Source organism: Gordonia amicalis, assembly GCF_022059885.1.
GTDB lineage: Bacteria > Actinomycetota > Actinomycetes > Mycobacteriales > Mycobacteriaceae > Gordonia > Gordonia amicalis.
Map to the genome: position 1 here is coordinate 3076219 of NZ_CP091855.1, position 24579 is coordinate 3100797.

At 64.4% G+C, this 24579-nt stretch carries 22 protein-coding genes; 14 read left to right on the forward strand and 8 right to left on the reverse strand.

The features are described from left to right. The first annotated feature begins 211 nt into the window (after positions 1–211). Genes IHQ52_RS14105 through IHQ52_RS14115 form a run of 3 tightly spaced genes read left to right on the forward strand, consistent with a single transcriptional unit; the run spans position 212 to position 3136 of the window. On the forward strand, positions 212–1345 hold the full coding sequence (locus IHQ52_RS14105; RefSeq protein ID WP_035760292.1) for a tyrosine-type recombinase/integrase: 1134 nt from the start codon (positions 212–214) through the stop codon (positions 1343–1345). Beyond that, a complete protein-coding gene (locus IHQ52_RS14110; protein WP_024497890.1) occupies positions 1342–1707 on the forward strand; it encodes a helix-turn-helix domain-containing protein in 366 nt (121 codons plus the stop codon). The genes IHQ52_RS14105 and IHQ52_RS14110 overlap by 4 nt, the downstream gene beginning before the upstream one ends. Continuing rightward, positions 1691–3136, forward strand: coding sequence for a Fis family transcriptional regulator (locus IHQ52_RS14115; RefSeq protein WP_238063600.1), 1446 nt, complete (start codon positions 1691–1693; stop codon positions 3134–3136). Before IHQ52_RS14110 ends, IHQ52_RS14115 begins: the two co-directional genes overlap by 17 nt. Here IHQ52_RS14115 and IHQ52_RS14120 read toward each other — a convergent pair. Next, entirely contained in the window at positions 3078–4397 is a 1320-nt protein-coding gene (locus IHQ52_RS14120; RefSeq protein WP_006438912.1) for an IS256 family transposase, read from the reverse strand. The two genes, IHQ52_RS14115 and IHQ52_RS14120, sit on opposite strands and share 59 nt — an antisense overlap. Before the next feature lie 1014 nt (positions 4398–5411). Between IHQ52_RS14120 and IHQ52_RS14125 the strand changes: the two genes are divergently transcribed. Further along, positions 5412–6761, forward strand: a complete 1350-nt coding sequence (locus IHQ52_RS14125) for a hypothetical protein (protein WP_139180017.1) — start codon at positions 5412–5414, stop codon at positions 6759–6761. Between the two features lie 58 nt (positions 6762–6819). Here IHQ52_RS14125 and IHQ52_RS14130 read toward each other — a convergent pair whose 3' ends face one another. After that, complete coding sequence (locus IHQ52_RS14130; RefSeq protein WP_139180018.1) at positions 6820–7422, reverse strand: COG1361 family protein; 603 nt, start codon at positions 7420–7422, stop codon at positions 6820–6822. Positions 7423–7806: 384 nt separating this feature from the next. Here IHQ52_RS14130 and IHQ52_RS14135 point away from each other — a divergent pair, with 384 nt between their 5' ends. The 3 genes from IHQ52_RS14135 (at position 7807) to IHQ52_RS14145 (ending at position 12594) form a co-directional block, all read left to right on the forward strand. Further along, on the forward strand, positions 7807–8079 hold the full coding sequence (locus IHQ52_RS14135) for a hypothetical protein (RefSeq protein WP_024497892.1): 273 nt from the start codon (positions 7807–7809) through the stop codon (positions 8077–8079). 175 nt (positions 8080–8254) lie between these two features. Further along, positions 8255–9399, forward strand: a protein-coding gene (locus IHQ52_RS14140; RefSeq protein ID WP_085950783.1) for an IS3 family transposase whose coding sequence is annotated in 2 segments (ribosomal slippage) — positions 8255–8522 and positions 8522–9399 — 1146 coding nt in all. Because the reading frame shifts where the segments join, the coding sequence is not laid out codon by codon here. A gap of 183 nt (positions 9400–9582) precedes the next feature. Then, positions 9583–12594, forward strand: a complete 3012-nt coding sequence (locus IHQ52_RS14145; RefSeq protein ID WP_005195266.1) for a Tn3 family transposase — start codon at positions 9583–9585, stop codon at positions 12592–12594. A 35-nt stretch (positions 12595–12629) separates the two neighbouring features. Here IHQ52_RS14145 and merB read toward each other — a convergent pair whose 3' ends face one another. The 3 genes from merB to merA all read right to left on the reverse strand — a co-directional run bounded on the left by merB (position 12630) and on the right by merA (position 15232). Beyond that, a complete protein-coding gene (gene merB, locus IHQ52_RS14150; protein WP_005195267.1) occupies positions 12630–13280 on the reverse strand; it encodes an organomercurial lyase MerB in 651 nt (216 codons plus the stop codon). Between the two features lie 70 nt (positions 13281–13350). Then, positions 13351–13761, reverse strand: a complete 411-nt coding sequence (locus IHQ52_RS14155) for a MerR family transcriptional regulator (RefSeq protein ID WP_004018624.1) — start codon at positions 13759–13761, stop codon at positions 13351–13353. Between the two features lie 34 nt (positions 13762–13795). After that, positions 13796–15232 carry a mercury(II) reductase gene (gene merA, locus IHQ52_RS14160; protein ID WP_005195274.1) on the reverse strand — a complete coding sequence of 479 codons (1437 nt, stop codon included), beginning with the start codon at positions 15230–15232 and terminating at the stop codon, positions 13796–13798. 122 nt (positions 15233–15354) lie between these two features. Between merA and IHQ52_RS14165 the strand changes: the two genes are divergently transcribed. The 5 genes from IHQ52_RS14165 (at position 15355) to IHQ52_RS14185 (ending at position 19388) form a co-directional block, all read left to right on the forward strand. Continuing rightward, on the forward strand, positions 15355–15741 hold the full coding sequence (locus IHQ52_RS14165; protein ID WP_004018626.1) for an ArsR/SmtB family transcription factor: 387 nt from the start codon (positions 15355–15357) through the stop codon (positions 15739–15741). Positions 15742–15988: 247 nt separating this feature from the next. Next, on the forward strand, positions 15989–16963 hold the full coding sequence (locus tag IHQ52_RS14170; protein WP_005195276.1) for a dihydrolipoyl dehydrogenase family protein: 975 nt from the start codon (positions 15989–15991) through the stop codon (positions 16961–16963). Between the two features lie 167 nt (positions 16964–17130). Beyond that, positions 17131–18081, forward strand: a complete 951-nt coding sequence (locus IHQ52_RS14175; RefSeq protein ID WP_005195278.1) for a tyrosine-type recombinase/integrase — start codon at positions 17131–17133, stop codon at positions 18079–18081. A 506-nt stretch (positions 18082–18587) separates the two neighbouring features. Next, a complete protein-coding gene (locus IHQ52_RS14180) occupies positions 18588–19031 on the forward strand; it encodes a hypothetical protein (protein WP_231742666.1) in 444 nt (147 codons plus the stop codon). 27 nt (positions 19032–19058) lie between these two features. After that, positions 19059–19388, forward strand: a complete 330-nt coding sequence (locus IHQ52_RS14185) for a hypothetical protein (RefSeq protein ID WP_005195283.1) — start codon at positions 19059–19061, stop codon at positions 19386–19388. 53 nt (positions 19389–19441) lie between these two features. On the opposite strand, the gene IHQ52_RS14190 is transcribed toward IHQ52_RS14185, so the two are convergent. The 3 genes from IHQ52_RS14190 to IHQ52_RS14200 are packed head-to-tail and all read right to left on the reverse strand — an operon-like array spanning position 19442 to position 21826. Continuing rightward, the gene (locus IHQ52_RS14190; RefSeq protein WP_005180013.1) at positions 19442–19822 is read right to left on the reverse strand and encodes a BlaI/MecI/CopY family transcriptional regulator; all 381 of its coding nucleotides are present in this window, start codon (positions 19820–19822) and stop codon (positions 19442–19444) included. A gap of 47 nt (positions 19823–19869) precedes the next feature. Next, complete coding sequence (locus tag IHQ52_RS14195; protein WP_005195289.1) at positions 19870–21102, reverse strand: sensor histidine kinase; 1233 nt, start codon at positions 21100–21102, stop codon at positions 19870–19872. Then, the gene (locus IHQ52_RS14200) at positions 21092–21826 is read right to left on the reverse strand and encodes a response regulator transcription factor (RefSeq protein ID WP_005180009.1); all 735 of its coding nucleotides are present in this window, start codon (positions 21824–21826) and stop codon (positions 21092–21094) included. Before IHQ52_RS14200 ends, IHQ52_RS14195 begins: the two co-directional genes overlap by 11 nt. Before the next feature lie 243 nt (positions 21827–22069). Between IHQ52_RS14200 and IHQ52_RS14205 the strand changes: the two genes are divergently transcribed. Together IHQ52_RS14205 and IHQ52_RS14210 are read left to right on the forward strand one after the other, a co-directional pair. Further along, positions 22070–23206: a PLP-dependent cysteine synthase family protein gene (locus tag IHQ52_RS14205; RefSeq protein WP_024499319.1), complete on the forward strand. Its 1137-nt coding sequence runs from the start codon at positions 22070–22072 to the stop codon at positions 23204–23206. 3 nt (positions 23207–23209) lie between these two features. Further along, on the forward strand, positions 23210–24478 hold the full coding sequence (locus tag IHQ52_RS14210) for an MFS transporter (RefSeq protein ID WP_024499318.1): 1269 nt from the start codon (positions 23210–23212) through the stop codon (positions 24476–24478). Positions 24479–24579 lie beyond the last annotated feature (101 nt).

The following is a 24579-nucleotide window of genomic DNA, read 5'->3' on the forward strand; positions in this document are numbered from 1 at the left end:
GTACACGGTGCTCGACTTGACATAATGTATCTTATCGGCACTCAACGAGGCCGAGTAGAAACAGATGAGAGGACTCGACCCAGTCCATCTCGAGTGACCGTGCAGGTTGCGCCGGTGCGTGTGGCGTGCCGCCGCTCGCTCGGGTCATCGTTCTCGCACTTCGGTGCTGGTTTAGCCAAACAGATGAGAGATTCTCGCGTACATTGAGTTGATGCAGAGCGTCCCGGGCCGGCTCCCTGAGTTCCTCGCCAACGGTGTCGTCGGTCTCTTGCGGCCTGAAGACCGAGTGTTCGAGGCGATGCTGGACGGCTGGCGGGCGCAGATGCTGGCGCGTGGCCTAGGTGTGCCGTTTATCCGGTCGTCCTGCAGCTTGGTGGCGCGTTTCCAGGAGCACTCGAACGAGTATCCGTGGACCTGGCAACCCATCCATGTCGATGAGTTCCTCGCTGATCGGCGCACCGGTCCCAAAGCTGTCTCGGTGTCGACGCTGCGCGCGAACGCTGGCACTATTCGGGCGTTCTGCTATTACGTCACTGACGAAAGGTACGGGTGGGCTACCTTCTGTAGCAAAGCGTTCGATGACGTTCCCGCTCAAGTTGTCTTCGAGTGGAACACGCCGCGCCACAAGACAGATGACGCGATTCCGGCCAATCGGCGTAGCTTCACCCAGGTCGAATTACAGACGTTCTTTGACGCGTGTGATGACCTCGTAGACCAGGAGTTCACGAAGGGCTCGAAACGCTGGCTCCCGCTCATGCGAGACTCGACAGCGTTTAAGGTCTGTTATGCCTACGGTCTCCGGCGCCGCGAGTTGGCGATGCTGGAACACTACGACTTCGGCCCGAATCCGCATGTCGAGAAGTATGGACACTACGGCGCTGTTCAAGTCCGCTACGCCAAGGGCATGTCAGGGTCGGGCCCACGGCGACGCACGGTCCTGACTGTGCCTGAGTTCGACTGGGTCGTAGGCATTCTCGAACATTGGATGTCGCAGCACGGGCGTGAGCTCTTTGCGACTGCGGACCGCTCGGCATCACTGTGGCCATCCGAACGCGCCGGCGCCACGGGTATCCGAAACTTCAATCGAACCTTCACCGCAGTCCGCGACATGGCCGGCCTGCCGAAGGAGCTCAAGATGCATTGCCTGCGCCACTCGTACGTCACACATCTCCTCGAGGCGGGATACGACCCAATGTTCGTACAACAGCAAGTCGGCCATGCATACTCCTCGACCACCGCCCTCTACACATCGGTATCTGCAGACTTCAAACAGAAGACCATCCAGAGGATGATCCAACAGAGAATCGTCACTCGTGACGAAAGTGGGAGTAAGAAGTACCCGTGAGCGAGCAACGCCGAATCGGCTATCACTGGAATCTGCGCCAACGAATGGCCGACCACAACCTTTGGAAGACAACGGAACTCATCCCGTTGCTGAAGTCACGTGGGATCAACCTCTCCAACGCCCAAGTGCACCGATTGGTGACTGGTACTCCCGAACGGATCCCGGCTCGTACCTTCGCTGCCCTATGCGACATCCTCGAATGCACACCCAACGATCTGTTTGAGCCCTACGTCGAGATGCGAGCCGCGGCCACCGCAGACGCGCCGGCGAATCCGGCGGACTTAGGCGTAGGTGAGAAGCGCTCCGTGGCACGCAGGATCAAGATCGTCCGAGATGACGGTAACGATGGCACGCCCACGTAAGCCAGAAGACCCAGAGCGCTGGCTCCCCTGCGAGCGTTGCGGAGAGCACCGCGAATGCGTCGTTACCTGGCAGGAGCTAGAGATCTGTGGTTACTGCTACCAAGCGGCCAAACGGACCCGCGGTGTGTGCGCATGTGGCCACAACGGCGTCCTGCCCGGAATCATCAACGGTCGACCCGCCTGCCGTGCCTGCAGCGGCATCAAACTGAACGTCGACTGCGTGGAATGCGGCGCAGAAGAAGAGCTCTATGCCAAGGGGCGGTGCTGGCGATGCGTCTTCGGATCGACGATTGACCGGATCCTGACGAACCCAGAGACGGGGGCCATCAACGCTGAGCTCAAACCCTTCGCGGCCGCGTTGAAGTCCATGAAACGAGCCAATAGCGGACTCACGTGGATCAACCAACCGCACGTCACTGCATTTCTCACTGACCTTGCACAGTCGCCAGCGGTGACTCATGAGGTGGTCGATGCGTTACCGAAGTCACGAACACGCGAGTACGTTCGAGAACTGTTGGTGGCCCACGAGATCCTTTCGCCTAGGGACGGACTGCTCCACCGCTATATCGAATGGTCCAACGAAGCCCTCAGCCGTGTAATATCCGAGGAACATCGTGACGTCGTAAACCGCTATATTCGTTGGCACCATCTACGTCAGATGCATTCGATGGAGTCGGTGTCGCAAGGAACCTTCTTGAGATCCAAGCAAACCGTCACTGTAACAATCGACTTCCTCAACTGGCTCACCGCTCGGGACATCTCGATTACGGGCCTGTCTCAGCCCGACCTAGACGCTTGGCAAGCCGAAGGTCCGAGCACGAGAGAGTTCGCCATACGCTTCCTTTCGTGGGCTATCAAGACCACGCTGGTCCCTGCGAACCTAACGATGACGCCGCACCGTCGTGGCAGTCGCAAGATGAGTACTGAGGACCAGCACGATGCCGTCGACAGCATCACGTCGAACAAACTGGCGCTGAATCCTCGAGACCGAGCTGCGGCGATCCTGGTACTCGTCTTCGGCCAGCAGATCGATCGCGTCGTCAAACTCACGTGGGACGACGTGATTGTCTCCGACGAGCTTGTGACAGTAACGCTCGGCGACATCGCCATCGCCCTGCCCGAGCCCCTTGATGAGCCATTCCGCTACCTCGCTGGCGAGCGCGAGCTCGCGAACACCGCTGCGCATCCGGCCACAACATGGGTGTTCCGCGGGTACATGCCTGGTCAACATATCAACCCGGGGTACTTACGAACGTGCCTCACGACGATCTGCAGTACCAGGGCGGCCCGCCTTGGAACACTTCACGAACTCACAAAGCTCGCACCACCCGCGATCGGAGAAATTGTCAAGACCTGTGGATCGGGGTGTTTCAGGCGACCTCCGTTCCGGTGCGCTCGTCACCGTTTGAAGGCGGTTGCGGTGGGGTGATGTCGGTGGGCCGTTCGAGCAGTTTGCCTTTGTGGAAGACCGCGCCGGCACGGACCAGGGCGACCAGATGCGGGGCGTTGACGGCCCGCCAGCGGGCTTGTGCGGCGTCTATCAGCTTGTAGGCCATGGCAATCCCGGCCGCGCGTGATCCAGGCCCCTTGGTGACCTTGGTCCGAAGTCGCACCGTGGCGAAAGTGCTTTCGATCGGGTTGGTCGTGCGCAGGTGAATCCAATGCTCGGCCGGGTACTTGTAGAACTCAAGCAGGGTGTCAAGGTCGTCGGTGATCTTGGCGACGGCCTTGGGGTATTTGGCGCCGAAGTCGACCTCGAATGCCTTGACCGCGACCTGTGCCTTGTCGATGTCCTCGGCGTTGTAGATATCCTTGATCGCCGCCAACGCCGACGGATGTGCCGACTTAGGCAGTGCGGCAAGGACATTGGCCTGCTTGTGAAACCAGCACCGCTGCTCACGGGTCGCTGGGAACACTTCGCGGACCGCCTTCCAGAACCCGAGGGCGCCATCGCCCACGGCCAGCACCGGGGCAGTCATCCCGCGGCGTTTGCAGTCGCGTAGCAGGTCGGCCCACGACTCGGTGGACTCCCGATACCCGTCGGTGATCGCCACCAGCTCCTTGCGGCCATCAGTACGCACGCCAATCATCACCAGCAGGCACAGTTTGGTCTGCTCCAGGCGCACCTTGAGGTGGATGCCGTCGACCCACAGGTAGACGTAGTCGGTACCGGACAGATCACGGCGCCCGAACGCCGCGGCTTCGTCCTGCCACTGCGCGGTCAGCCGGGTGATCGTCGAGGCCGACAACCCCGCACCCGAGCCGAGGAACTGCTCCAACGCCGCAGTGAAGTCGCCGCTGGACAGCCCATGCAGGTACAGCAGCGGCAACACCTCACTCATCTGCGGAGACTTACGTGCCCACGCCGGCAGGATCGCCGAGGAAAACCGCTGCCGCACACCGGTATCGGGGTCCACGCGGCGGTCGTTGACCCGCGGCGCCTTCACCTTGACCGCGCCGGCCGCGGTCAGCACCTCACGCGGCTGGTGGTAGCCGTTGCGGACCACCAACCGATGGCCGTCCTCATCGAGCTGGTCGGCGAACTGGGCCACGTAGGCGGCGACCTCGGCTTTGAGTGCTGCAGCCAGCATCTGCCGGGCGCCGTCGCGGACGATCTCGTCCAATAACGACCGACCGGCACCGCCGGTGCTTTCAGTGGCCTCGGTGGCATCGTGAACTACGGTGAGCATGGGCGTACCTTCCCGAACCAGCGCGCCAACGCCGGCTCATGATCGGACCTTCGGATATTCAGATCATCCTCGGGAAGGTGCGCCCACTTTCAACGCCCCCTCACCGAGGGTCATCCACAGGTTCTGATCATTGCTCCCCGCGATCCTCGCGGATGCCCTAGGCTACTCCCCCGCGACGATCGAGCGACATGCTGTGGCAGCTGCTGCAACGTACGCAGAATATGTGAGCAACTTGGGCGACGATTGATCATGTAAGTCCGACACTGGGGGGATAATTCGAATGGGATTCCTTCCACACATGCTTGGGTAGTACCCTGCGACGATCGAGCGAAATTCGGTCTCTGCTGCGGCGGCATACGCAAGAGACGTATTCAATCGTTGACAACGGCGCATGACTTACGCTGCCATTATTCTGTATAGGCAGTGGTGCGAATATCACAAATTCCCGACGTGATCGCGGAGGTTAAGATGTCGAAGAAGAAGCGAGGCAAGCCTCGTACGGGTAAGACAACCAAACAACGGCGTCGCGAGAGGCGGTCGAACGGGGCGCGCCCCGGAACGTCACCTTCCATGGCGCCCAAGCGTCTACCCACCGGACAGCCTGCACCGCTATTCGCGATCATTTCTGACCACGCGGGGCTGACCGCATTGAGCCACGCCGAGCGGGTTCAGCGACTTGGACAGATTTCCCAGAGATCGGCTCTTCATGCGTTGGCAGCAATGCAGTCTCGACTTGACGTTGCTACTACGACTGACTGGTCAGAGGTGAGTGTCGAACGTGAACTCCTGACAGAAGTTGGGGCGGAGTGGGCTAACCGGCTGTCTCCGATGATCGGGGTCACCCATCGTCTCGTACCCCCTCGATCAGTAACGCAACTCATACGAGAAGTCTTTGAGTCGTGTCCAGTCACAGAGGGATCATCCGGGGTACGTGATATCGAAACAAGTGACGTGATTGAGCTAGTTATGTCCATTACGACGGAACACGTAAGCGTACAGAACGCACTCGATTCAATGGCGAACCCAGACCCCGCCGACGTCGGTGCGTACATCGCAGAGATCGAAGCGTATACCTCTGACGAGACCATCGCGGCGATTCGTCAGCATGCATTGGATGATATGGCGAATTTCCTTAGCAATGAACCCGTCAAGATCGAGTTGATCAAGGCTCTAACGTACGATCTGTGGTTTCGGCCTTGGCCGGCACGCGTGAGTGACGCGCGAGTAGGTGCCAACCCGGCTGAGGCTTTCGAACTCGCAAATGGCATCCCGCTGCTCGATGTCATGGTTGCAGGCCAGATCATTAGCGAGATCGTTTCCTCTGGGCGGTTCGTTGTTCGACGCTCGGACCTAGTGCGTGCTGGTGCTACCGAATGCGCCGTAGAGTTCGTACTTAAGAACATGGCATATTCGGCGAATGATTATGCGCGCAGGCTTCGTCGTGATCGCGAGCAGGGTCCGGTTACGAATCAGCGATACGTTTTCACGGAACGTCCATTTCTTCGGGACGACGACGACACAGTTTTTGCGCTCCGATATCAATGGATTGTTGATAGGTTCTTTGGTTCGCAGTTGTATTGGCAAACATTTTTCTCGTTTGGTCCTGCGAAGCCAGGTTCAGCGGCCGAGGCATTCAGCCTTGCAATGAATTATGCGTTCGAGCGTGTCGCTGGTGACATTCTGGGGCGGATTGCATCCTATAGTTCCAAAATTTCGAGGGTAGTATATGAAAGCGAAATGCGGGAGGAGTGGTCTAGTACTAAAGGGGAAGCCCCTTCGGTCTGCGATTTCCTGTTGGTTGCGGGACGTGCCTGCATTCTCATTGACGCAACGAATCACCACCTGAGTGCCAGGCTTGCTCAAGGTCTTGCTGACGTCTCTGCCTACGACAAAGATATGGATACTTCGTTTGTCGAAAGCAAGTTCAACCAGATTTTGTCAACTGCGAGATTGATTAGGGAGCACTTATCCTTTGGAGTTGAGGCGAATCCGGTATTCATACCGTACGTTGTTGTGCCGAATAACGGTCTCGCAAACATAACCTCCGTCCGGTTGGATTGGATTACAAGGTCTGCGCCGTTCGAGGAGTTGCGGGGCTCCGCGCGAGCCCCTGTGCCACTGAGGCTGAGTGACCTAGCGTTGTTCGAGGGCCTCGGTGAAGCATTCTCCACGACTCCCAGAGACATCGCTGATCTATTGGGTTCGTGGACGACGTTACAGCCTGGCCCTGTCCCCGTCTCATTGAGAGAGCTACTTGATCAACTCGGCCTGCCTGCACCTATTCCGCGGTCCATGCTTCGAGATCAAGCTGTTCTTGATGCTTTAATTCAAGAGCGACGCTCAGAGGGAGGGCTGCCAGACTAGGAGCTATACTACTGACAGCCCTGCTTCCGAAATTGCGCTGCTGCCGTTCGTGAAAAAGCTATTCGGAAAGCTGTATCGCAACGTTATTGATTGCCTTGGATAGGGTCTTGGTGGCGTCGTCCACTGACTTTGCGATAGTCATTGGGGTGCCGGGTGTCGTCTTTGCGACCCATCGGTACTCGCTTAGGTTTATCGAATAACTTAAAGTGGTTTTCGTCCCGTTCGGTCCACGAAAAGAGATCGATATTTTGAAACGCCCATCACCGTTACCCGGAGTATCGGGGGATGGTAAGAGGTCTTGTGGCAATCCGAGATTCCACTGCATCATACGTCCAGGTGGTAGCGAATCAAAGCAGCGCATGCTCGCGAACTTCTCGTGGTCTTCGTTCCGGGCCCATTCAGACGGCAATCCTGGATTAATCTTCAGTGAGACGTCGGTAGCGACGGTCGGTCCTTCATTCTTCAGGATGAGCATCATGAATGAAGCATGCTGGGCGTGAGGTCGGATATCTGCCCAGACGTACGGTTGAGCGGCATCTTTGTACATTCCCCGCTGGATTGCGGTCTGTTCTTCTGCGGTCTTGACTTGTCGTCGCGTGAAGTACAGGGCAGCCAAAGTGATGGCGGCGGCAATCGCGGCAACGATGGCGGAAGCATCCATTGAGCCATTGTCAACGATCGTCCGAGGTGTGGACAGCGTGTCGCGCATTTTGCCGACCACTCGCTGTAGTGGCCCTGCGTGGTTGTGCCACTCCTCCCTGCATACGTCTGCTCGAGGTGAGGATGGTGGGGTGGCGGTTACAGTGCCTGTTGGTAGCGCTCGCCGCACGGGCCGGTTGGTGTCGTGGACGGCACGCTGCACTCCCGTCGCTACTCGTCCTACTTCAACACGTCTCGCTACCAGCTGAAAGGCGTTGGGGGAGTATGTATTTGAACATTCTCTGACGTAACGTCAGCGGCTCCGCCGGTCGAGGGTGATCTCGAAGGTCGCACCCGAGGTTAGGAGCGGTTGATCAGACGGTTCACCCCGGCCACGACGGCTGTAGTGAGCACCCAGCCGATGATGACGTTGAGCGCGCAGCTGGCGGATGACGAACCACAGCCCGACAACCGGGCCGGCGACCAGCAATCCGATCGAGGTGGACAACGCGAAGATGCGTTCCGAACTGATCTGCCCGTGACGTGGCTCCTGACCACCACCCACGTGGTGATGAACGCGGCAGCCGAGGAAGTACGCGCCGGACGCCTTGACGCTGACGACGCCCCGTGGTTCATCGGTGCGATCCTGCTACCAGCGTTCACGCAGACACAAGATTGAGCCGCAACACTCTTGCGGTCGCGATCAACGGCACACGGCGCGGCACGCGCCTCGGCTGCAAAGCCCGTCAATCGCACTCACCCACGGTCGGAGTGGCGTGTCCCCCGTGAACCGGTCCGGGTGGTTCTAGAGTCCTGATTGCCCTGTTGAGGGCGGAGAAGGGACGATAGGGATCATGGCGGGACGGAAGCGTCACTCGGCTGAGGACATCGTGCGCAAGTTGCGCCGAGCCGATGAACTGGCGGCCGAGGGCAAGAACGGCGAGGAGATCGCCGCCGACCTCGAGGTGTCGGCGGCCACCTTGTACAACTGGCGCCGCCAGTACGGCGGTATGGACGCTGATGCCGCCAAGGAACTCAAGAAGCTACGCGAGCAGAACGGCCGGCTCAAGCGCCTGCTCGCCGACGCCGAGTTGGAGAAAGACGCGCTGCGGGAGATCGCCAAGGGAAAATTCTGAGCCCGACCGCCAAACGCGCCGCGATCGACATGCTCAAAGACGTGAAGAACATGTCAGAACGTATGGCGTGCAGGGTTGTTGGGCTTTCACGGTCTACCTACCGGCGTCTGCCGTTGGCTCAGACACCGGCCGACCCGGACGCTGGTATGCGTGCACAGCTACGCACCTACGCCCGCAAGCACCCGCGACACGGGTTCCGGCGGGCGTGGGCGCACCTGCGGTTCGACGACGGTATCGAGGTGAACAAGAAGAAGGTGCATCGGCTGTGGACGGAGGAGGGCCTGCAGGTGCGCCGGGCGCCGCGGCGCAAACGAGCCGGGCAATCGTCAGTGCCGATCGTGGCGGCGGATGCGCCGAAGGTGGTGTGGGCATTGGACTTTCAGTTTGACTCGACCGTGGATGGCAAGAAGGTCAAGATCGCATCAATGGTCGATGAACACACCCGGATGTCGTTGCTCAACATCGTGGATCGCTCGATCACCGCCGACCGGTTGGTCGAGGAATTGGAGAAGACCTTCGCGATCTGGGGTGGCCCACCCATGGTGCTACGCATGGACAACGGCCCTGAGTTCATCTCAGAGGCGCTCCAGGCGTTCTGTGCAGGGTCGGTAGGCATCTCCTATATTCCGCCCGGCACGCCGTGGAACAACGGATTCATCGAATCGTTCAACAACCGGCTTCGCGACGAGTGCCTGAACCGCAACTGCTGGCCCACCCTGCTCGAAGCTCGCGTGGTGATCGACGATTTCAAAGACGACCACAACCACCGGCACCGCCACTCGGCGCTGGGCTACCAGACCCCGGCCGAGTACGCTGCCCGATGCACCCACCAGCACCACCCTGTGGGCTGCGAGATCGACTGACCGACAGCTAGAAGAAACTGGCTCTAGAACTGCCTGGGGTCCCGGTAGTAATGGCGCAAAAAACAACGAAGTTCGCGTAGTGCCTGGTCAGCGGCGATTTCTCGGTTCGGGCTGCGGGCCGGGGTGGTTGGTGCTTGGCTTGTCTGCCGATGAGGTTGGTCGGCGTGTTGGAGGCTGGGGTTCGTGGCGACGCGGGTATTCGCGGACGAGGAGTTGCAGCGCCTGCGGGAGTTCCCGGAGATCAGTCGTGAGGAGTTGTTCCGGTACTTCACGCTGACCCCGGCGGATCTGGCGTTTGTTGCTCCGCAGGGCAGGGGCCCTGCGGTCCGTCTGGGCCTGGCGGTGGCGTTGTGCACCTTGCCGTGGCTGGGGTTCGTGCCGGACAAGGTGCCGTCGGCGCCGCCGGTGGCGGTGGCCCGGCTGGCGGATCAGCTGAATATCGATGCAGCGCAGCTTCGTTCGTATGGCAAGCGGGCGCAGACGCGGACCGAGCATGTGCGGCTGGTGGCCCAGTATCTGGGGTGGCGGCCTGCCGGGGCGATGGAGTTGAAGGAGCTGGATGAGTTTCTGCTGGCGCGGGCGATGGAGCACGATTCGCCGACGCTGTTGTTCCGGCTGGCGTGTGAGTACCTGATCTCGGCGCGGGTGATCCGGCCGGGCCCGGAAACGGTGGTCCGCCGGGTCGCGCACGCTCGCACGCGGGCGCAGCGGGAGACCTACGACCGGTTGGCGCGCGAGTTCACGCCGCAGCGGTGTAAGGAACTGAATGCGTTGCTGGTCGTCGACCCGTCGATCGAGATGTCGCGGTTGCGGTGGTTGTCGACCGGCCCGGTGGAGGCGTCGGCGACCGCGGTGAAGGCCGAGGTCGAGAAGCTGGTGTTCCTGCGCAACCTGGGCGCGGATGAGCTGGACATGTCGGTGCTGCCGGCGGAGCGGCGGCGGTTCCTGGCGACGGTGGGCCGCCGCTTGACGGGCCAAGCCCTCGAACGCCGGGATCCGCAACGCCGCTACCCGATTCTGCTCACCGTGTTGGCGCAGTCGGCCACCGATGTGCTCGACGAGGTGGTGCAGCTGTTCGATCAGGCGATCTCGGCCAGGTTGAGCAAGGCCGAACGCCGGATGCGCGACGAGCTGGCCGAGCGCGGTAAGGCCGGAGAGGATCGGCAGGGGTTGCTCGACGACCTGCTGGCGATCGTCTGTGACCTGCAGATCCCCGACGAGGAGATCGGCGGCCTGATCCGGGGCGATCGGATCGGATGGGAGCGGTTGCGGGCCGCGGTCGCGCAGGCCAAGCCTCGGCTGCCGCGCGATCACGGGCACCTGGCCGCTCTGGACAGCTCGTACTCCTACCTGCGGCAGTTCACCCCGCAGGTGCTGTCGACAGTCCGGTTCGCCGGCGGCACCGCCGCGACCGAGCTGCTGATCGGGGTGCACATGCTGCGGGAGCTGAACGCGACCGGTACCCGCAAGGTGCCCGACGACGCGCCGACCGGGTTCGTGCCGACGAAGTGGCGCGGCTACCTCGACGAGGCCCGCAAAGCCGGTAACACCACCGCCTATCGGCACTACTGGGAGCTGTGCGTGCTGCTGGGGCTGCGTGACGGGTTGCGCAGCGGGGATGTGTTCGTGCCGGGGTCGCGCCGCTACGCCGACCCGGCCGCGTACCTGCTGACCCCGCAGGCGTGGGAGCCGCAGCGTGACGAGTTCTGCCGCCTGGTCGGCAAGTCCGCTGATCCCGCTCGCGCGCTGGCGACCGCCACCGACGAGCTCGACGCCGCTATGGGCGAGTTGGAGAAGGTGCTCGCCGGCGGCGACGGGCCGGTCCGTCTCGATGAGGCCGGTGACCTGGTGATCTCACCGCTGTCGGCGGAGGATGTGCCCGCGGAGGCGACGGCGCTCAAGGCCGAGCTGACGGAGATGCTGCCGTTCGCGCCGATCGTGTCGCTGCTGATCGAGCTGGACAAACGCACCGGCTACCTGGACTGCTTCACCCACGCCGGCGGCAAACAGGCCCGCAGCCCGGAGCTGAAACGCAACCTCATCGCCGTCCTGCTGGCCTACTCCACCAACCTCGGGCTGACCCGAATGGCCGAGGCGTCGGGCCTCTCCTACGACATCCTGGCCTGGACCAGCGAATGGTATGTGCGGGAGGAGACGCTGCGGGCGGCGAACCTGACGATCATCGACTACCACCAAAGGCTGCCGCTGACCCCGGTCTTCGGCGCCGGCACCCTGTCGTCGAGTGATGGGCAACGGTTCCCGACCCGCGGCAAATCGGTCACCGCCAGAGCGTTGAGCCGCTATTTCGCGAACGAAGGACTGAGCACGTATACCCATGTCACCGATCAGCACGCCACCTACGGCACCAAGGTCATCGTCGCGACGAGACGCGAAGCTCACTACGTGCTGGACGAAATCCTCGGCAATGCAACGGATCTGCCGATCACCGAGCATGCGACCGACACGCACGGCGTCACCCTCGTGAACTTCGGGCTGTTCGACCTGCTCGGATTGCAGCTCTCGCCCCGCATCCGGGACCTGGGCCGGATCACCCTGTATCGGGCGGCGCCTCGGGCCCAGGTGGAGTCCGCGTTCCCGCACGCCGGGCCGCTGCTGACCCGCAAGCTGAATCTGGATCTCATCGCCGAGCACTACGACGACCTGCTCCGGCTGAGCGGGTCGCTGAAGTTCGGGCACGCCACCGCGTCGCTGCTGGTCGGCAAGCTCTCCGCGTCGGGCCGGCAGAACGCCCTCGCGGCGGCGCTCAAGGAATACGGGGCGCTGCGGCGCACGATCTACGCCGCCCGGTACCTGTCCGACCCGGGCTATCGGCGCAAGATCTCCCGACAGCTCAACAAGGGCGAATCCCTGCACGCGCTCCGCCGCGACCTGCTCTACGCGCACGAAGGCGCCGTGCGCGCGAGGCACCTGGAGGGACAGACCGAACAGGCATGGTGCCTCACGTTGGCGACCAACGCCGTCATCGCCTGGACCACAGAGTATTACGGGCTGGCGACCGAACAGATGCGGCGGGCCGGGCGGCGCATCGACGACGAGGTGCTGACGCACATCTCCCCGGCCCACAGCGAGAACATCAACTTCTTCGGCGCCATCGAGGTCGACATCGACGCCGAACTCGCCCAGCTCGGCCCCACCGGGTACCGGCCGCTGCGCGTGCGGGACACCCTGTTCTGACCCGCAGCGCCGGCCCGGATCGGCGGCGGCGCGATCTAGCAGCAGGCGCTGGTTCCGGTGGTCGTGGTCGGGTCGGTGATCGCGTCGGCGAGGGGGCGGGCGAGCTGGTGGTAGGCGTCGGTGACCGGCAGCACCGTCATGCCTGGGAATTTCGCCTGCCAGTGGTGGGCGGCGTCGGAGGTGGCGAGGAACATCTGCGGGTTGCAGCAGGTGGCGCGGAGGTGACCGGGCTGGATCCGGTCGGGGTCGACGAAGGCCACCATCGCGGTGGCCGGTTCCAGGTCGCTGACCCCGGTGACGGGGTCGATGGTCAGGCGCACGGTGGTGCCCGTGATCGGGCAGTCGGATTCGATGCAGGCGGGTGCGCCGATGACGGCGGGGAAGATGAGGGTGTCGGGGGCACACCAGGTGTAGAGCTGGTGGCCACCGACGCTGAACCGGTGCGGGGTCGGGTTGAGGGTCAGGCCCCAGCCGACGATCCGGCCGGCCTCGTCGTATTCGACGTCGGCGCCGATCGGCGTCTGCGCGGGGTCGAGGTCGGGCACTCCCGCGGCGGCGGCGAGTTCGGTGACGGTGACCGGGGTGCCGTGGGTGAGCAGCCGCAGCGCGGCGCGCATCAGCGCCCGGTCCCGGCCGGCGGGCAGGATCTTGGCGAAAACGTCGGCAGTGAGGTTGTCGGTACTCATGGGATCGGACTCCTCGAGGGCGATCGGACAGTGACGGTGCCGACGGTAGGGTCTGTCCCCGGGGTGAGGGTCAAGCCCGTAGCTCGCATCCGCACGGGTCACCGGCCCAGCACAGGTCGTCGGTGGCCAGATGCGCACGGTGTGCGGTTTCGAAGGCGTCGATGCGGTCGAGGATCTGCTCGGCATCGGCGATGCGCTGGCGCAGCCGCTGCCGCGACCGCTGCAGCAGCTCGGCGAGATGGGCGCCGACCGAACGGCCGTGGTCGTCACGGTCGGTGGAGGTGAGCTGGCAGATCTCGGCGATGGTGAGCCCGAGGCCGCGCAGCTCGCCGATGAACCGCACGCACCACTCCGCGTCGTCGGTGTAGAGGCGGTAGCCGGCCGGGCTGCGGCCCAGGGTGTAGATCAGGCCGAGGTCGGTGTACTCGCGCAGCGCCTTCACCGGCACCCCGGTGCGGGCCGAGAGGTCCCCGATCGTCATGTGTCCGTTCATCACTGCCTCCCGTCCGACGGCGTCAGCCTGCGCAGCAGGACAGTTTGGTGACGTCGGTGGTGAAAGTCTGCGCGGTCAGTTTCAGCGCTTCGGCCATGGTCAGGTACGGCGCCCAGGTGTGGGCGAGCCGGTCGACGGTCAGACCCGCGGTCATCGCATAGGTGGCGGCGGTGATCAGGTCCCCGGCGCCGTCGCTGAGGGCGTGCACGCCCATGATCCGGCCGGTGCCGGCTTCGGCGACGATCTTGACCAGGCCGCGGGTGTCCCGGTTGACCAGCGCCCGCGGCACGCTCGACAACCCCAGCACCCGGCACTGGCAGGCCAGCCCGGCCGCGGCGGCTTGCGCGTCGGTCAGTCCGACCGAGGCGATCGCGGGGCTGGTGAACGTCACGCGCGGCACCGTGGTGTAGTCCAGGACGCGATCGGCACCGGCCAGGGCGTTGTCGGCGACCAGGGTGCCCTGCGCGGCGGCCACGTACACGAACTGCGGATCCCCGGCCACGTCCCCGGCCGCCCAGATGCGCGGATTGCTGCTGCGCTGGCGGTCGTCGACCACGACCGCGCCCCGCTCGTCGACGGCGACGCCGACCGCATCCAGGCCCAGCCCGGCGGTGTTGGGGCGGCGGCCGGTGGCCATCAGCACCTGCTCGGCCCGCAGCTCGGTGCTGGCGCCGCCGCCGGTGCGCACGGTCACCACCTTGTGCCCGTCGTCGGCGAGGACCTTCTCGACGGTGGCGGCGGTGAGCACGTCGATGCGCTCGTGGGCGAAGACGGCCTCGAGCGCGGCCGAGATTTCCGGTTCCTCACCCGAGGTCAGCCGGCTACGCGCGATCACCGTGACCTTGCTGCCCAGGCGGGCGAACAGCTGGGCCTGCTCGAGCCCCACATAGCCCGCACCCACCACGATCAGCGACTCCGGCAGCTGCTGGAGGTCCATGGCGGTGGTCGAGGTCAGATACCCGGCCTCAACGAGGCCGTCGATCGGCGGAGCCCAGGGCGCGGCACCGGTGGCGATCAGATACTGGTCGGCCTCGATCACCCGTACACCGCCCTCGGCGCGCGCGACCCGCAGCACGGGTGCCTCGGCGCTGCCGTCGAACACCGCGGTGCCGGAGACGATCTCCCACCCGTAGTCGGCGGCCAGGTCGACATACTTCTCCGCCTGCAGCTGCCCGACCAGCGCGTCCTTGCCCGCGATCAGGGCGGGGAAATCCAGCGGCACCTCGGCGGGGGTGAGCCCGGGGAACCGGCCCGCCGCCTCGGCGGCGTGGCGGGCCTCGGCGGCGGCCAGCAGCGCCTTCGAGGGCACACACCCGACGTTCACGCACGTGCCCCCGACCGTCCCGCGCTCCACCATCACCACCCGTTTGCCGAGGTTGACCGCGGCGATGGCGGCGGCGAACGCCGCCGAGCCGGAACCGATGATCGCCAGATCGGCGCGGGAATCTGTCAAGGTCACGAGGGTGCCTCCTGGTCGGGCAACCGCTGAACCGACAACGGCTGCTATTCGTGTTGACGAATATCTACCGGAACCATATTATGCGCTTATCCGAATAGTTCAAGTCTCGTGGAGGCGATCCCATGGCCCGGTCCACCACCGCCACTGTCACCGTGCCCGGTGCCGAGTCGGCGTGTACGCATCTGGATACGACGGCGAAGTTTTTTCGCGCCCTGTCGGATCCGACCCGGCTCAAGCTCCTCGAATTCATCCTCGCCGGGGAGCGCACCTCCGCCGACTGCGTCGAACACGCCGGCATCTCGCAGCCCCGGGTGTCGGTACACCTGTCCTGCCTGGCCGACTGCGGGTATGTCCTCGCGCGCCGCGACGGGAAGAAACTGCGGTACTCCGTGGGTGATCCGCGGGTAGCTGACCTGGTGATGCTGGCGCGGTCGCTGGCGGCCGACAACTCCGCCGCGCTGGGCTGCTGCCCGCGCATCCCCGCCGCGGACGGTAGTGGGCGGCGATGAACACACCCGACAACAAGGCGATGAACACACCCGACAACGACTCGGGCGGGTTCGGTGGTCTGCTCGCAGTGGCCGGTGGCGTGCTGGTGATGGTCGCCTGCTGCGCCGGTCCCGCCCTGATCGCCGGCGGCGTGCTCGCCGGTCTCGGCGGTGTCTTGACCAGCCCGTGGCTGCTTGCCGCAGGCGTGCTGGTCGTGGCCGCCGCCGTCGGCTACACCCTGCGGCGCCGCGCCCGTAAGGCCACGGGGTGTTGTCCGCCCCGACCCGGATCACCATCCCCGCCATCGACGGCCTCGACACCGTCCCCTACTTCACTTCCCGCACCCTGCTGGACCTCACCGACCTGCCCTCACATCTGCTCGTCGTCGGCGGAGGCTACGTCGGCTGCGAGTTCGCCCAAATGTTCCGGCGATTCGGCTCCGAGGTCACCCTCATCCAACGCGCCGACCGGCTGCTGCCCGGCGAGGACCCCGACATCTCCGCCGCCGTCAGAGAGGGCATGACCGCCGACGGCATCACCGTGCTCACCGGCACCACCTGCACCGCGGCCACCGGCACCACCGGGAACATCCGGCTCGGCTGCACCGGCAGCGAAGCCGACGACATCACCGGCAGCCACCTGCTGATCGCGACAGGACGCACCCCCAACAGCGACAATCTCGGCCTCGAGTACCTCGGTCTCGAACCCGACCCACAGGGCTTCCTCACCGTCGACGCCTCCCTGCGCACCGACGCCGAAAATGTTTGGGCGCTCGGCGATCTGCGCGGCGGGCCCATGTTCACCCACACCGCCCGCGACGACGCCGACATCGTCTACCGCACCATATTCCGAAGCCAGGACCGCACCACAACCGGGCGCATCGTGCCGCACGCGGTGTTCACCGACCCCGAAGTCGGCGCCGTCGGGCTCACCGAACCTGCCGCCCGCGCCGCCGGCTACGACGTCGTCGTCGGGCGCCAGGACTTCACCGGCGTCGTGAAAGCCCGCGCCATCGGCAACACCCGCGGCCTGGTCAAATTCGTCGCCGACGCCGCCACCGACCGTATCCTCGGCTGCCACATCGCCGGACCCGACGGCGGGAACCTCGTTCACGAGGCCGTCATCGCCATGACCACCGGCGCCACCTACACCCAACTCGCCCAAGCCATCCACATCCACCCCACCCTCGCCGAAGCGGTCAACACCGCCGCCGGCGGCGTCCACCGCGAAATCGGCGCATAGACACCCCATGAGCATCGCCCGGTACTCGGGTGAGGCCATTTTCCGACTGCCACGGATAACACCCTGTTATCTGTAGCATCATGACATCCGGCCTGCGCCGACTCCGCTCCGGCGGTGCGCGACGCGGACCTGTTATCTGCGGCAAGCCCAGTGAGGGAGGTACCACCGTGCCGTCCGGGATCACCGTCCGCGCCGCCGGCGACAGCTTCCTCGACTCGATCGGCTCCCCGAACACCCGCCGCGCCTACGGCATCGCCGTCGACAAGACCACCGCCACGCTCGGCGAGACCCGGCGGCTGGCCGACGTCGCCGACGATGAGATCGGTGAAACCCTCGAAACCCTGTGGGGCTCCTCAGCAGTCAACACCTGGAACGCCCGCCGCGCCGCGGTCGCGTCGTGGCTGGCGTGGTGCCGCGAGCACGGCCACACCGCCCCGGCGGTCCCGGCCTGGGTGAAACGCTCCACTCCACCGGACTCCACCACCCCGGTGCACTCGCGCACCGCGATCGACCGGCTCATCGCCCGCCGCGACATCGACCTCCGGGAGAAGACGCTGTGGCGGATGCTCTACGAAACCTGCGCCCGCACCGAGGAACTGCTCCAGGTCAACATCGAGGACCTCGATCTGGCCGGGCGGTGTTGCCCGGTGAAGTCCAAGGGCGCCAAGCCCCGCACCCGCCGCCGCGGTGCCACCTACCACGAGTACGCGCACGAGCTCGTGTACTGGGACGCGGGCACCGCCCGGCTCCTGCCACGCCTCACCAAGGGCCGCACCCGCGGACCGCTGTTCGTCACCCACCGCCGACCGGGCCCCGGAAAGGCCGCCGCCGACCGGGACATCTGCCCCGACACCGGGCTGGCCCGGCTGTCCTACGGCCAGGCCCGCGCCGTGCTGGATGCCGCCACCGCGACGAATGGGCCCGGCACCGGTTGGGATCTGCACGAACTTCGGCATTCCGGCCTGACGCATCTCGGCGAGGCCGGTGCCAGCCTGGTGGAGCTGATGGCCAAGTCCCGCCACCGCAAACCCGAGAACCTACGCCGCTACTTCAAACCCTCACCGGCAGCCATGCGCGGCATCACCAGCCTCATCGGCCCCGACCGCAGCCACCGATAGCGGCCACCAACAAGAGCGTCCGTCTACCCGCTGACCAGGCACTACGCGAACTTCGTTGTTTTTTGCGCCATTACTACCGTGACCCCTGCCTGGACCGGCTATCGGGGACCTGCCAGGAGATCTGATACCAGAGAGCACTTGGTTGTTGCGCTTCCAGTTACGGGCACGCCAGTTTGGCGTGTACCGCGCGGTCACTCTCGAAGTCGGGTGGCAGACACCTTTTAGGGACTGGTGTGAGCGCGGCCCAGGGTTCCTCGCCTCGGGAGGCCTCGGTTCATCCATGGGGTAGGGCTACTCCCCCTCCGCTCAGCGTCCTCCGGCTCATCTGAACTACTATTTGGATTAGTTTCAAGATGGCTGTTGGAGGCGCGGTGATCGCAAGCGTTGTGGCCCAAGGGGCACTCTTGGGGCTGTTCGGTGCGGTCGTAGCGTGTGGTGTCGCCGCTGCCCGTCGGCCGGGTCGAGGTGGGGAGGCTTGGCGGGCGCTCGTTTCGTGTGCGCTTGCTGTGAGTGCGGCCGGCGGCGTGATGGTGGTTGCTCCCCAGGGCTTTTTCGCGGCGGCTATCGTGTTGGCGCTGCTCTGTGTTGGGGCGTTCATGCTGTCTTCTGCTCGTCTGCACGGCGCGTCGTTGGCGGTGATGGTGGACTCGCTCGTGTGGATGGCCTCGGCGATGTGGGTGTTCATCGTGTTCGCCGCCACGGGCGGGCCGATCGAGGGTGGTGTGGTGCCTGCTGATCCGATTGCCGAGTTGGCGTTGAGGGCAGAGCTCAATCGACCCCCGAGGTGGGTCCGTACTGGCAGTGTGATCGCGATTTTCGGTCTGGTGGCCGCGATAGTCTTCCGCCTGGCCCGGCCGGCCTCCTGTGGTGATTGCTTCGAGACCCTCGTTCCCGGCGCCCACGCCCGATGGCCACAAAATACGAAGGTGGTTAGTAGAAGTGGGGTGTGATGCGGGTGTGCGGGGAGGTGGTGAGGCATGACTGACGGTGTCGCGGTGCGGCGTGCGGGTCGGTTCGGCCCGCGCGGTCCTGCCCGTACGATCTCCCGTGCGGTGGGTCTTGCTGTGGTGATGTTTGAGGCGGTGGCCGCGTTCTGGCTGGTGATGCTGCTCCGAACGTCGGATCTCGTGCCATCCGACCCCCGCTCAGGAGTCGGGCGCGGTGATCCGGTTGAGCTGCGGGTGCTGACCGCTGTGGATGTGCACGACTGGGTGTCGGCTCTGAGTGCTGCGGCCTTCGCTGCGGGTGTGGCCGGTGCGCTGGTGGCGCGTCTACTCCCAGCAGTCAAGGGGCGCGCGACCGGTTGAGTAGTCGGGCCTGGGCCTCGCCGGAGTTTCCCTTGTCGGAGGGTTTCTATGGCTTAGGCTTTGGTGCCGCCGCCGCGGGTGTGGCGAGGTTTAAGGGTGAGGTATTCGCTGAGCACTTCACGCTCGGCGGGTGTCACGGTCTGGGCGAAGTGCATCAGTACTGCCGCGGAGTCCCCGCTGGCGTCGAGGACCTGACGCAAGGTGCGTGAGGTGGCCTCTTCACGGGTCTGCATGGGGAAGTACCGGTAGGCGCGGCTGACTTTTTCTCGACCGACGAACCCTTTTTTGTGCAGGTTGGTGACGACGGTGAGCACTGTGGTGTAGGCCGGTTCGCGGTCGTGGAGTTCCTCGACTAGGTCGTGCACCGACATCGCCGCACCGGCTGACCACAGCACGTCCATCACTGCGCGTTCCAGTGAACCCAGCCCAGTCATTTTCACCCACCATCTCTAGATGCGGGTCAATCTTACGACGGACTACCTCAGTTAGTAGCTTGGTCCCGTTGGAGCGCATCGGCAGCGCCGCGACGCGGGCGGTGTTTGAAGGCCACGGAGAATTCGGTTCCAGGGGTGCTGCGGTGGATGTGACGTCGGGTGGTGGTCGGCAACGTGATGGTGAAGGTGGCTCCGTGTCCGGCTCCCAGGCTTTCGGCGAGCAAGGTGCCCCCATGGTCTTCGACGATAGAGCGGGCGATGGTGAGGCCGATTCCGCTGCCGCCGGCGTCTCTGGTGCGTGAGGAGTCGGTGCGGTAGAAGCGGTCGAAGATGTGTGGAAGGTGTTGAGGGGGAATGCCGTCACCGCAGTCGACGACGCTGATGCGCACCGCGTGTGCCGGGGCGGTGTCGGCTTTCACTACGACTCGCTGGCCCGGGGAGCTGTGTCGCAGCGCGTTGGTGAGCAGATTGAGCAGTACTTGGCTCATTCGTTCGGCGTCGACATGGATGTGTACGCGCGCGGCGGTGGTGACGATGCCTAGCGTGACTTTGGCGTCGGTGAACAGGTCGGCGGCTTCTTCGTAGGTCGCGATGAGCAGTTCGTTGACAGTGATCGTCGCCGGGTGGAGGGGCATCTGATGCTCGTCGGCGCTGGATACGGTCGCGATGTCCTCGGCGAGACGCTGCAGGCGGGTGGTGGCGGTGCGCACGACGTCAAAGGTCTGTGAGTCGGGAGCCCGGATTCCGTCTTCGATGGCGTCGGTGATCGCGCCGATGGTGGTCAGTGGGGTGCGCAGTTCGTGGGCAAGGTCTGACAGCATCCGCTTACGGATGTCGTCTTGTGAATCCAGCCGTTGTGCAAGTTGGTTGATAGCTCGGCTGAGCTGGGTGAACTCGGTGCCGAGCTGGCGATCGGGTACGCGCGTGCGGTAGTTGCCGGCGCCAATAGCCACGGCTGAGCGGGCGACACTGGCGACTGACTGTTGTACGCGGCGAGCCAGGAACCAGCTGACGGCCGTGGCCAGGATCGTCGAGGTGATCAATGCGACAGACATTGAGACGACGATCGAGGAAGTGAACGCGGCTTCGACATGGTCGGCCTGAACTGACCCTGGCTCGAGGCGAGCTTGGCCGAGGTGGTCGTGGAAGGTGTGTGGAGCCACGAATAGTGCCACGATCGCGACGCTGATGCCGCCGCCGGCGATGACGATAGCTTGAGCGAGCATGAGCCGGGAGCCGAAGCTGCCGGGGATACGTAACCGTCGACGTTCATCGTTCATCGCTGGCTCCTCGAGGTTGGCCGTCACCCATCCGGTAGCCCACTCCGCGAACGGTGCGGATGAATCGGCCGGCTACGGCGCTGTCACCGAGTTTGCGGCGCAGACTGGCGACATGGACTTCGACGACGTGGGCATCGCCGACCCAGTCGGGTCCCCAGATTTCGGTGAGCAGTTGCTCTCGACTGAACACAACACCGGGCCGCCGCGTGAGCGCTTCGAGAACGTCGAACTCAGTCCGAGTCAGCTCCACGGGTGTGCTCTCCACCTGGACTTCACGACCCTGAGGGTCGAGGGTGAGCTCCCCTATCGTCCGCGGGTGCGACTCGCCGGTTGGGGTCGGCCGTGGTCGGCGCAGCATGGCGTCGATGCGCGCCATCAGCTCACGAGGGCGAAATGGTTTCGTGAGGTAGTCATCGGCCCCCACCGACAGGCCAACGACTGTGTCGACTTCGTCCGCGCGGGCCGTGACCATCACGATGTAGGCGTTGGTGAAGGTGCGCAACTGTCGACAGACCTCGACGCCATCGAGTGACGGCAAGCCCAGGTCGAGGATGACTACTGCCGGACTCGCCGTGCGTGCGGCGGCGACTCCCTCCTGGCCGTCGGGCGCAACGGTGACCGTGAATCCGCTGCGCTGCAGGTAGTCAGCAACGACTTCGGCAATGTCGGGCTCATCTTCGATCACCAGGGCGTGCAGACCGTGCGGTGGTCGGACCACCGGCATATGGAGGTCGTCGACGACGTTGCGATCTTGGGGCACGCTCCTATGGTGGCGGTGGTCTACACGATCATCCAACCTCGTGGGCATTCTTGAGCAGATCTTGATCCACGCTGCCGATCAGCCTTGAGGTTCGGTGGGCAAGGTGGCGGTGTCGCCGGGTGGAACGTTACGACACAGTTCCCTCTCACACTGATGATCTGATTTCTGCCCGGCGGCGTCCTGTTCAACAACGCAGAGGATGCCCGTGTGACTGTCTCCTACAGCCTCACCACCAGTGATCCATTCGCCAGTACCTTCCCCGCCGAAGCCGCGTCGCCCCGTGCTGGGCTGAGTCGTCAGCTGGTGGGCGGCACCCCGGTGTTGCGCATCGAGGAACCCTTCGCCGAGCACGGGCGCGGCTTCTGGGCCAAGCTGGAAGGCTTCAACCCCGGTGGTATGAAAGACCGGCCTGCGCTGCACATGGTGGAACGCGCCCGCGCCCGTGAAGAGCTGGCCCCGGGGGCGCGGATCATCGAATCAACTAGTGGGACACTGGGATTAGGCCTGGCTTTAGCGGGCATCGTGTTCGGGCATCCGGTGACCTTGGTGACCGATCCAGGACTGGAACCGATCTTGCGGCAGATGCTCGCCGCATACGGCGCCCAGGTCGATGTCGTCAGCGATCCCCATCCGGTCGGGGGTTGGCAACAAGCCCGCCGCGACCGCGTGCGCACCCTGCTCGAGCGCGACGAGGCTGCGTGGTGTCCCGACCAGTATTCCAACCCCGACAACGTGACCGGTTACAGCTCGTTGGGTGTGGAGTTGATCGCGCAGCTGCGACATATCGATGTGCTGGTGTGCTCGGTGGGCACCGGTGGGCACTCAGCCGGTGTGGCTCATACTCTGCGGCAGTTCAACCCTGAGCTGGAGGTTGTGGGCGTAGACACCATTGGCTCGACGATTTTCGGCCAGCCGGCACAGTCACGGATTATGCGGGGACTCGGCTCGAGTATCTACCCCCGCAACGTTGCCTATGACCAGTTCAGTGAGGTGCACTGGGTGGCGCCGGCCGAGGCAGTCTGGGCATGTCGCACCCTGGCCGCCACGCATTACGCCACCGGCGGCTGGAGCGTGGGCGCGGTGGCCCTGGTCTCGGGCTGGCTGGCGCGTACTCGTTCGGCCGATACGCGCATCGCGGCGGTGTTCCCCGATGGCCCCGCTCGCTACTACGGAACCATTTACAACGATGAGTACTGCCGCGCTCACGACCTGATCGGCGCCCCGGCGCCGCCCACTGAACCCCGCACCATCAGCGATCCGCTCACTCAGGTCGCGAGCAGCTGGACGTGGTGCCCTACCATCATCGACCCCACTTGCGTGCCGCACGCCGAGCCCACGAGCTGATCTATGCGACGCCTCTACCGCAGTTTCCGCAGCTTCGATCGCCCCAGCCAAGTGCTGATGGTCAATCAGTTCACCATCAATCTCGGCTTCTACATGCTCATGCCCTACCTCGCCGCCTACCTCGCCGGCCCGCTGGCCCTGGCCGCATGGGCAGTGGGCCTGGTCCTGGGGATACGCAACTTCTCCCAACAGGGCATGTTCCTGATCGGGGGAACACTCGCTGACCGCTGGGGTTACAAACCGCTCATCATCGCCGGATGCCTGATGAGGGTCATCGGATTCGTCCTACTGGCCCTGGTCAGTTCGCTGCCGGCGATCCTGATCGCCTCGGCGGCAACGGGATTCGCCGGGGCGCTGTTCAACCCCGCCGTACGGGCCTACCTGGCCGCCGACGCCGGTGAGCGCCGCATCGAAGCATTCGCCGTGTTCAACGTGTTCTACCAGGCCGGGATCCTGCTCGGGCCGCTGGTCGGACTAGCCCTGACCGCCCTGGACTTCCGGCTCACCTCTCTCTGTGCGGCAGCAGTTTTCGCGGTCCTGACCCTCGTGCAGATCAAAGCGCTACCCGCAACAACACCTGCCCCGAGCAGCACCTCAATCATTCAGGACTGGCGCAGCGTCGTCCGTAACCGGCGATTCCTGCTCTTCGCTGCGGCGATGGCCAGCTCTTACGTGCTGTCCTTCCAGGTCTACCTCGCCCTGCCCCTACATGCCGACCGCATAGCAGACAACCCCACCCTCGCCACCAGTGTTGTCACCGCAATGTTCGTGGTGACCGGTCTGGTGGCCATCGCCGGCCAGCTACGCATCACCACATGGTTCGGCAACCGCTGGGGCAGCACCGGCAGCCTGAGCGTGGGAATGACGCTGATGGCTGCAGCTTTCCTGCCCCTAGTCGCCAGCACCGCAACGCATCAGCGCAACATCGCCCTCAACATCGCCGCCCTGCTACTCACCGCAGCTCTGCTCGCCGCCGCCACCGCAGCAGTGTTCCCATTCGAAATGGACACGGTGGTGGGACTGGCCCGCGGCACGCTTGTCGCCACCCACTACGGGCTCTACAACACCATCGTCGGGATCGGGATTCTGCTCGGCAACGCCGCGACCGGGTGGCTGTTCAGCGCGGCCACCACCCGCGACATGCCCGAACTGGTGTGGATCGCTCTAGTCCTCACCGGCATGGCGGCGGCGTCAGCCCTGTTGCTGTTGCACCGCCGCGGATGGCTGGGCTTCACCGCCACCACCGAAGCTCAGCCCACCACAACCCATTGATTACCCTAGGGGGGTAAGGTATGAATGTGGTGTGGCGAGACGCCACAGCGACAGACCCCCTGAGGGTCGTCGGCACCACTGCTGTACCGAAAGGGCACATC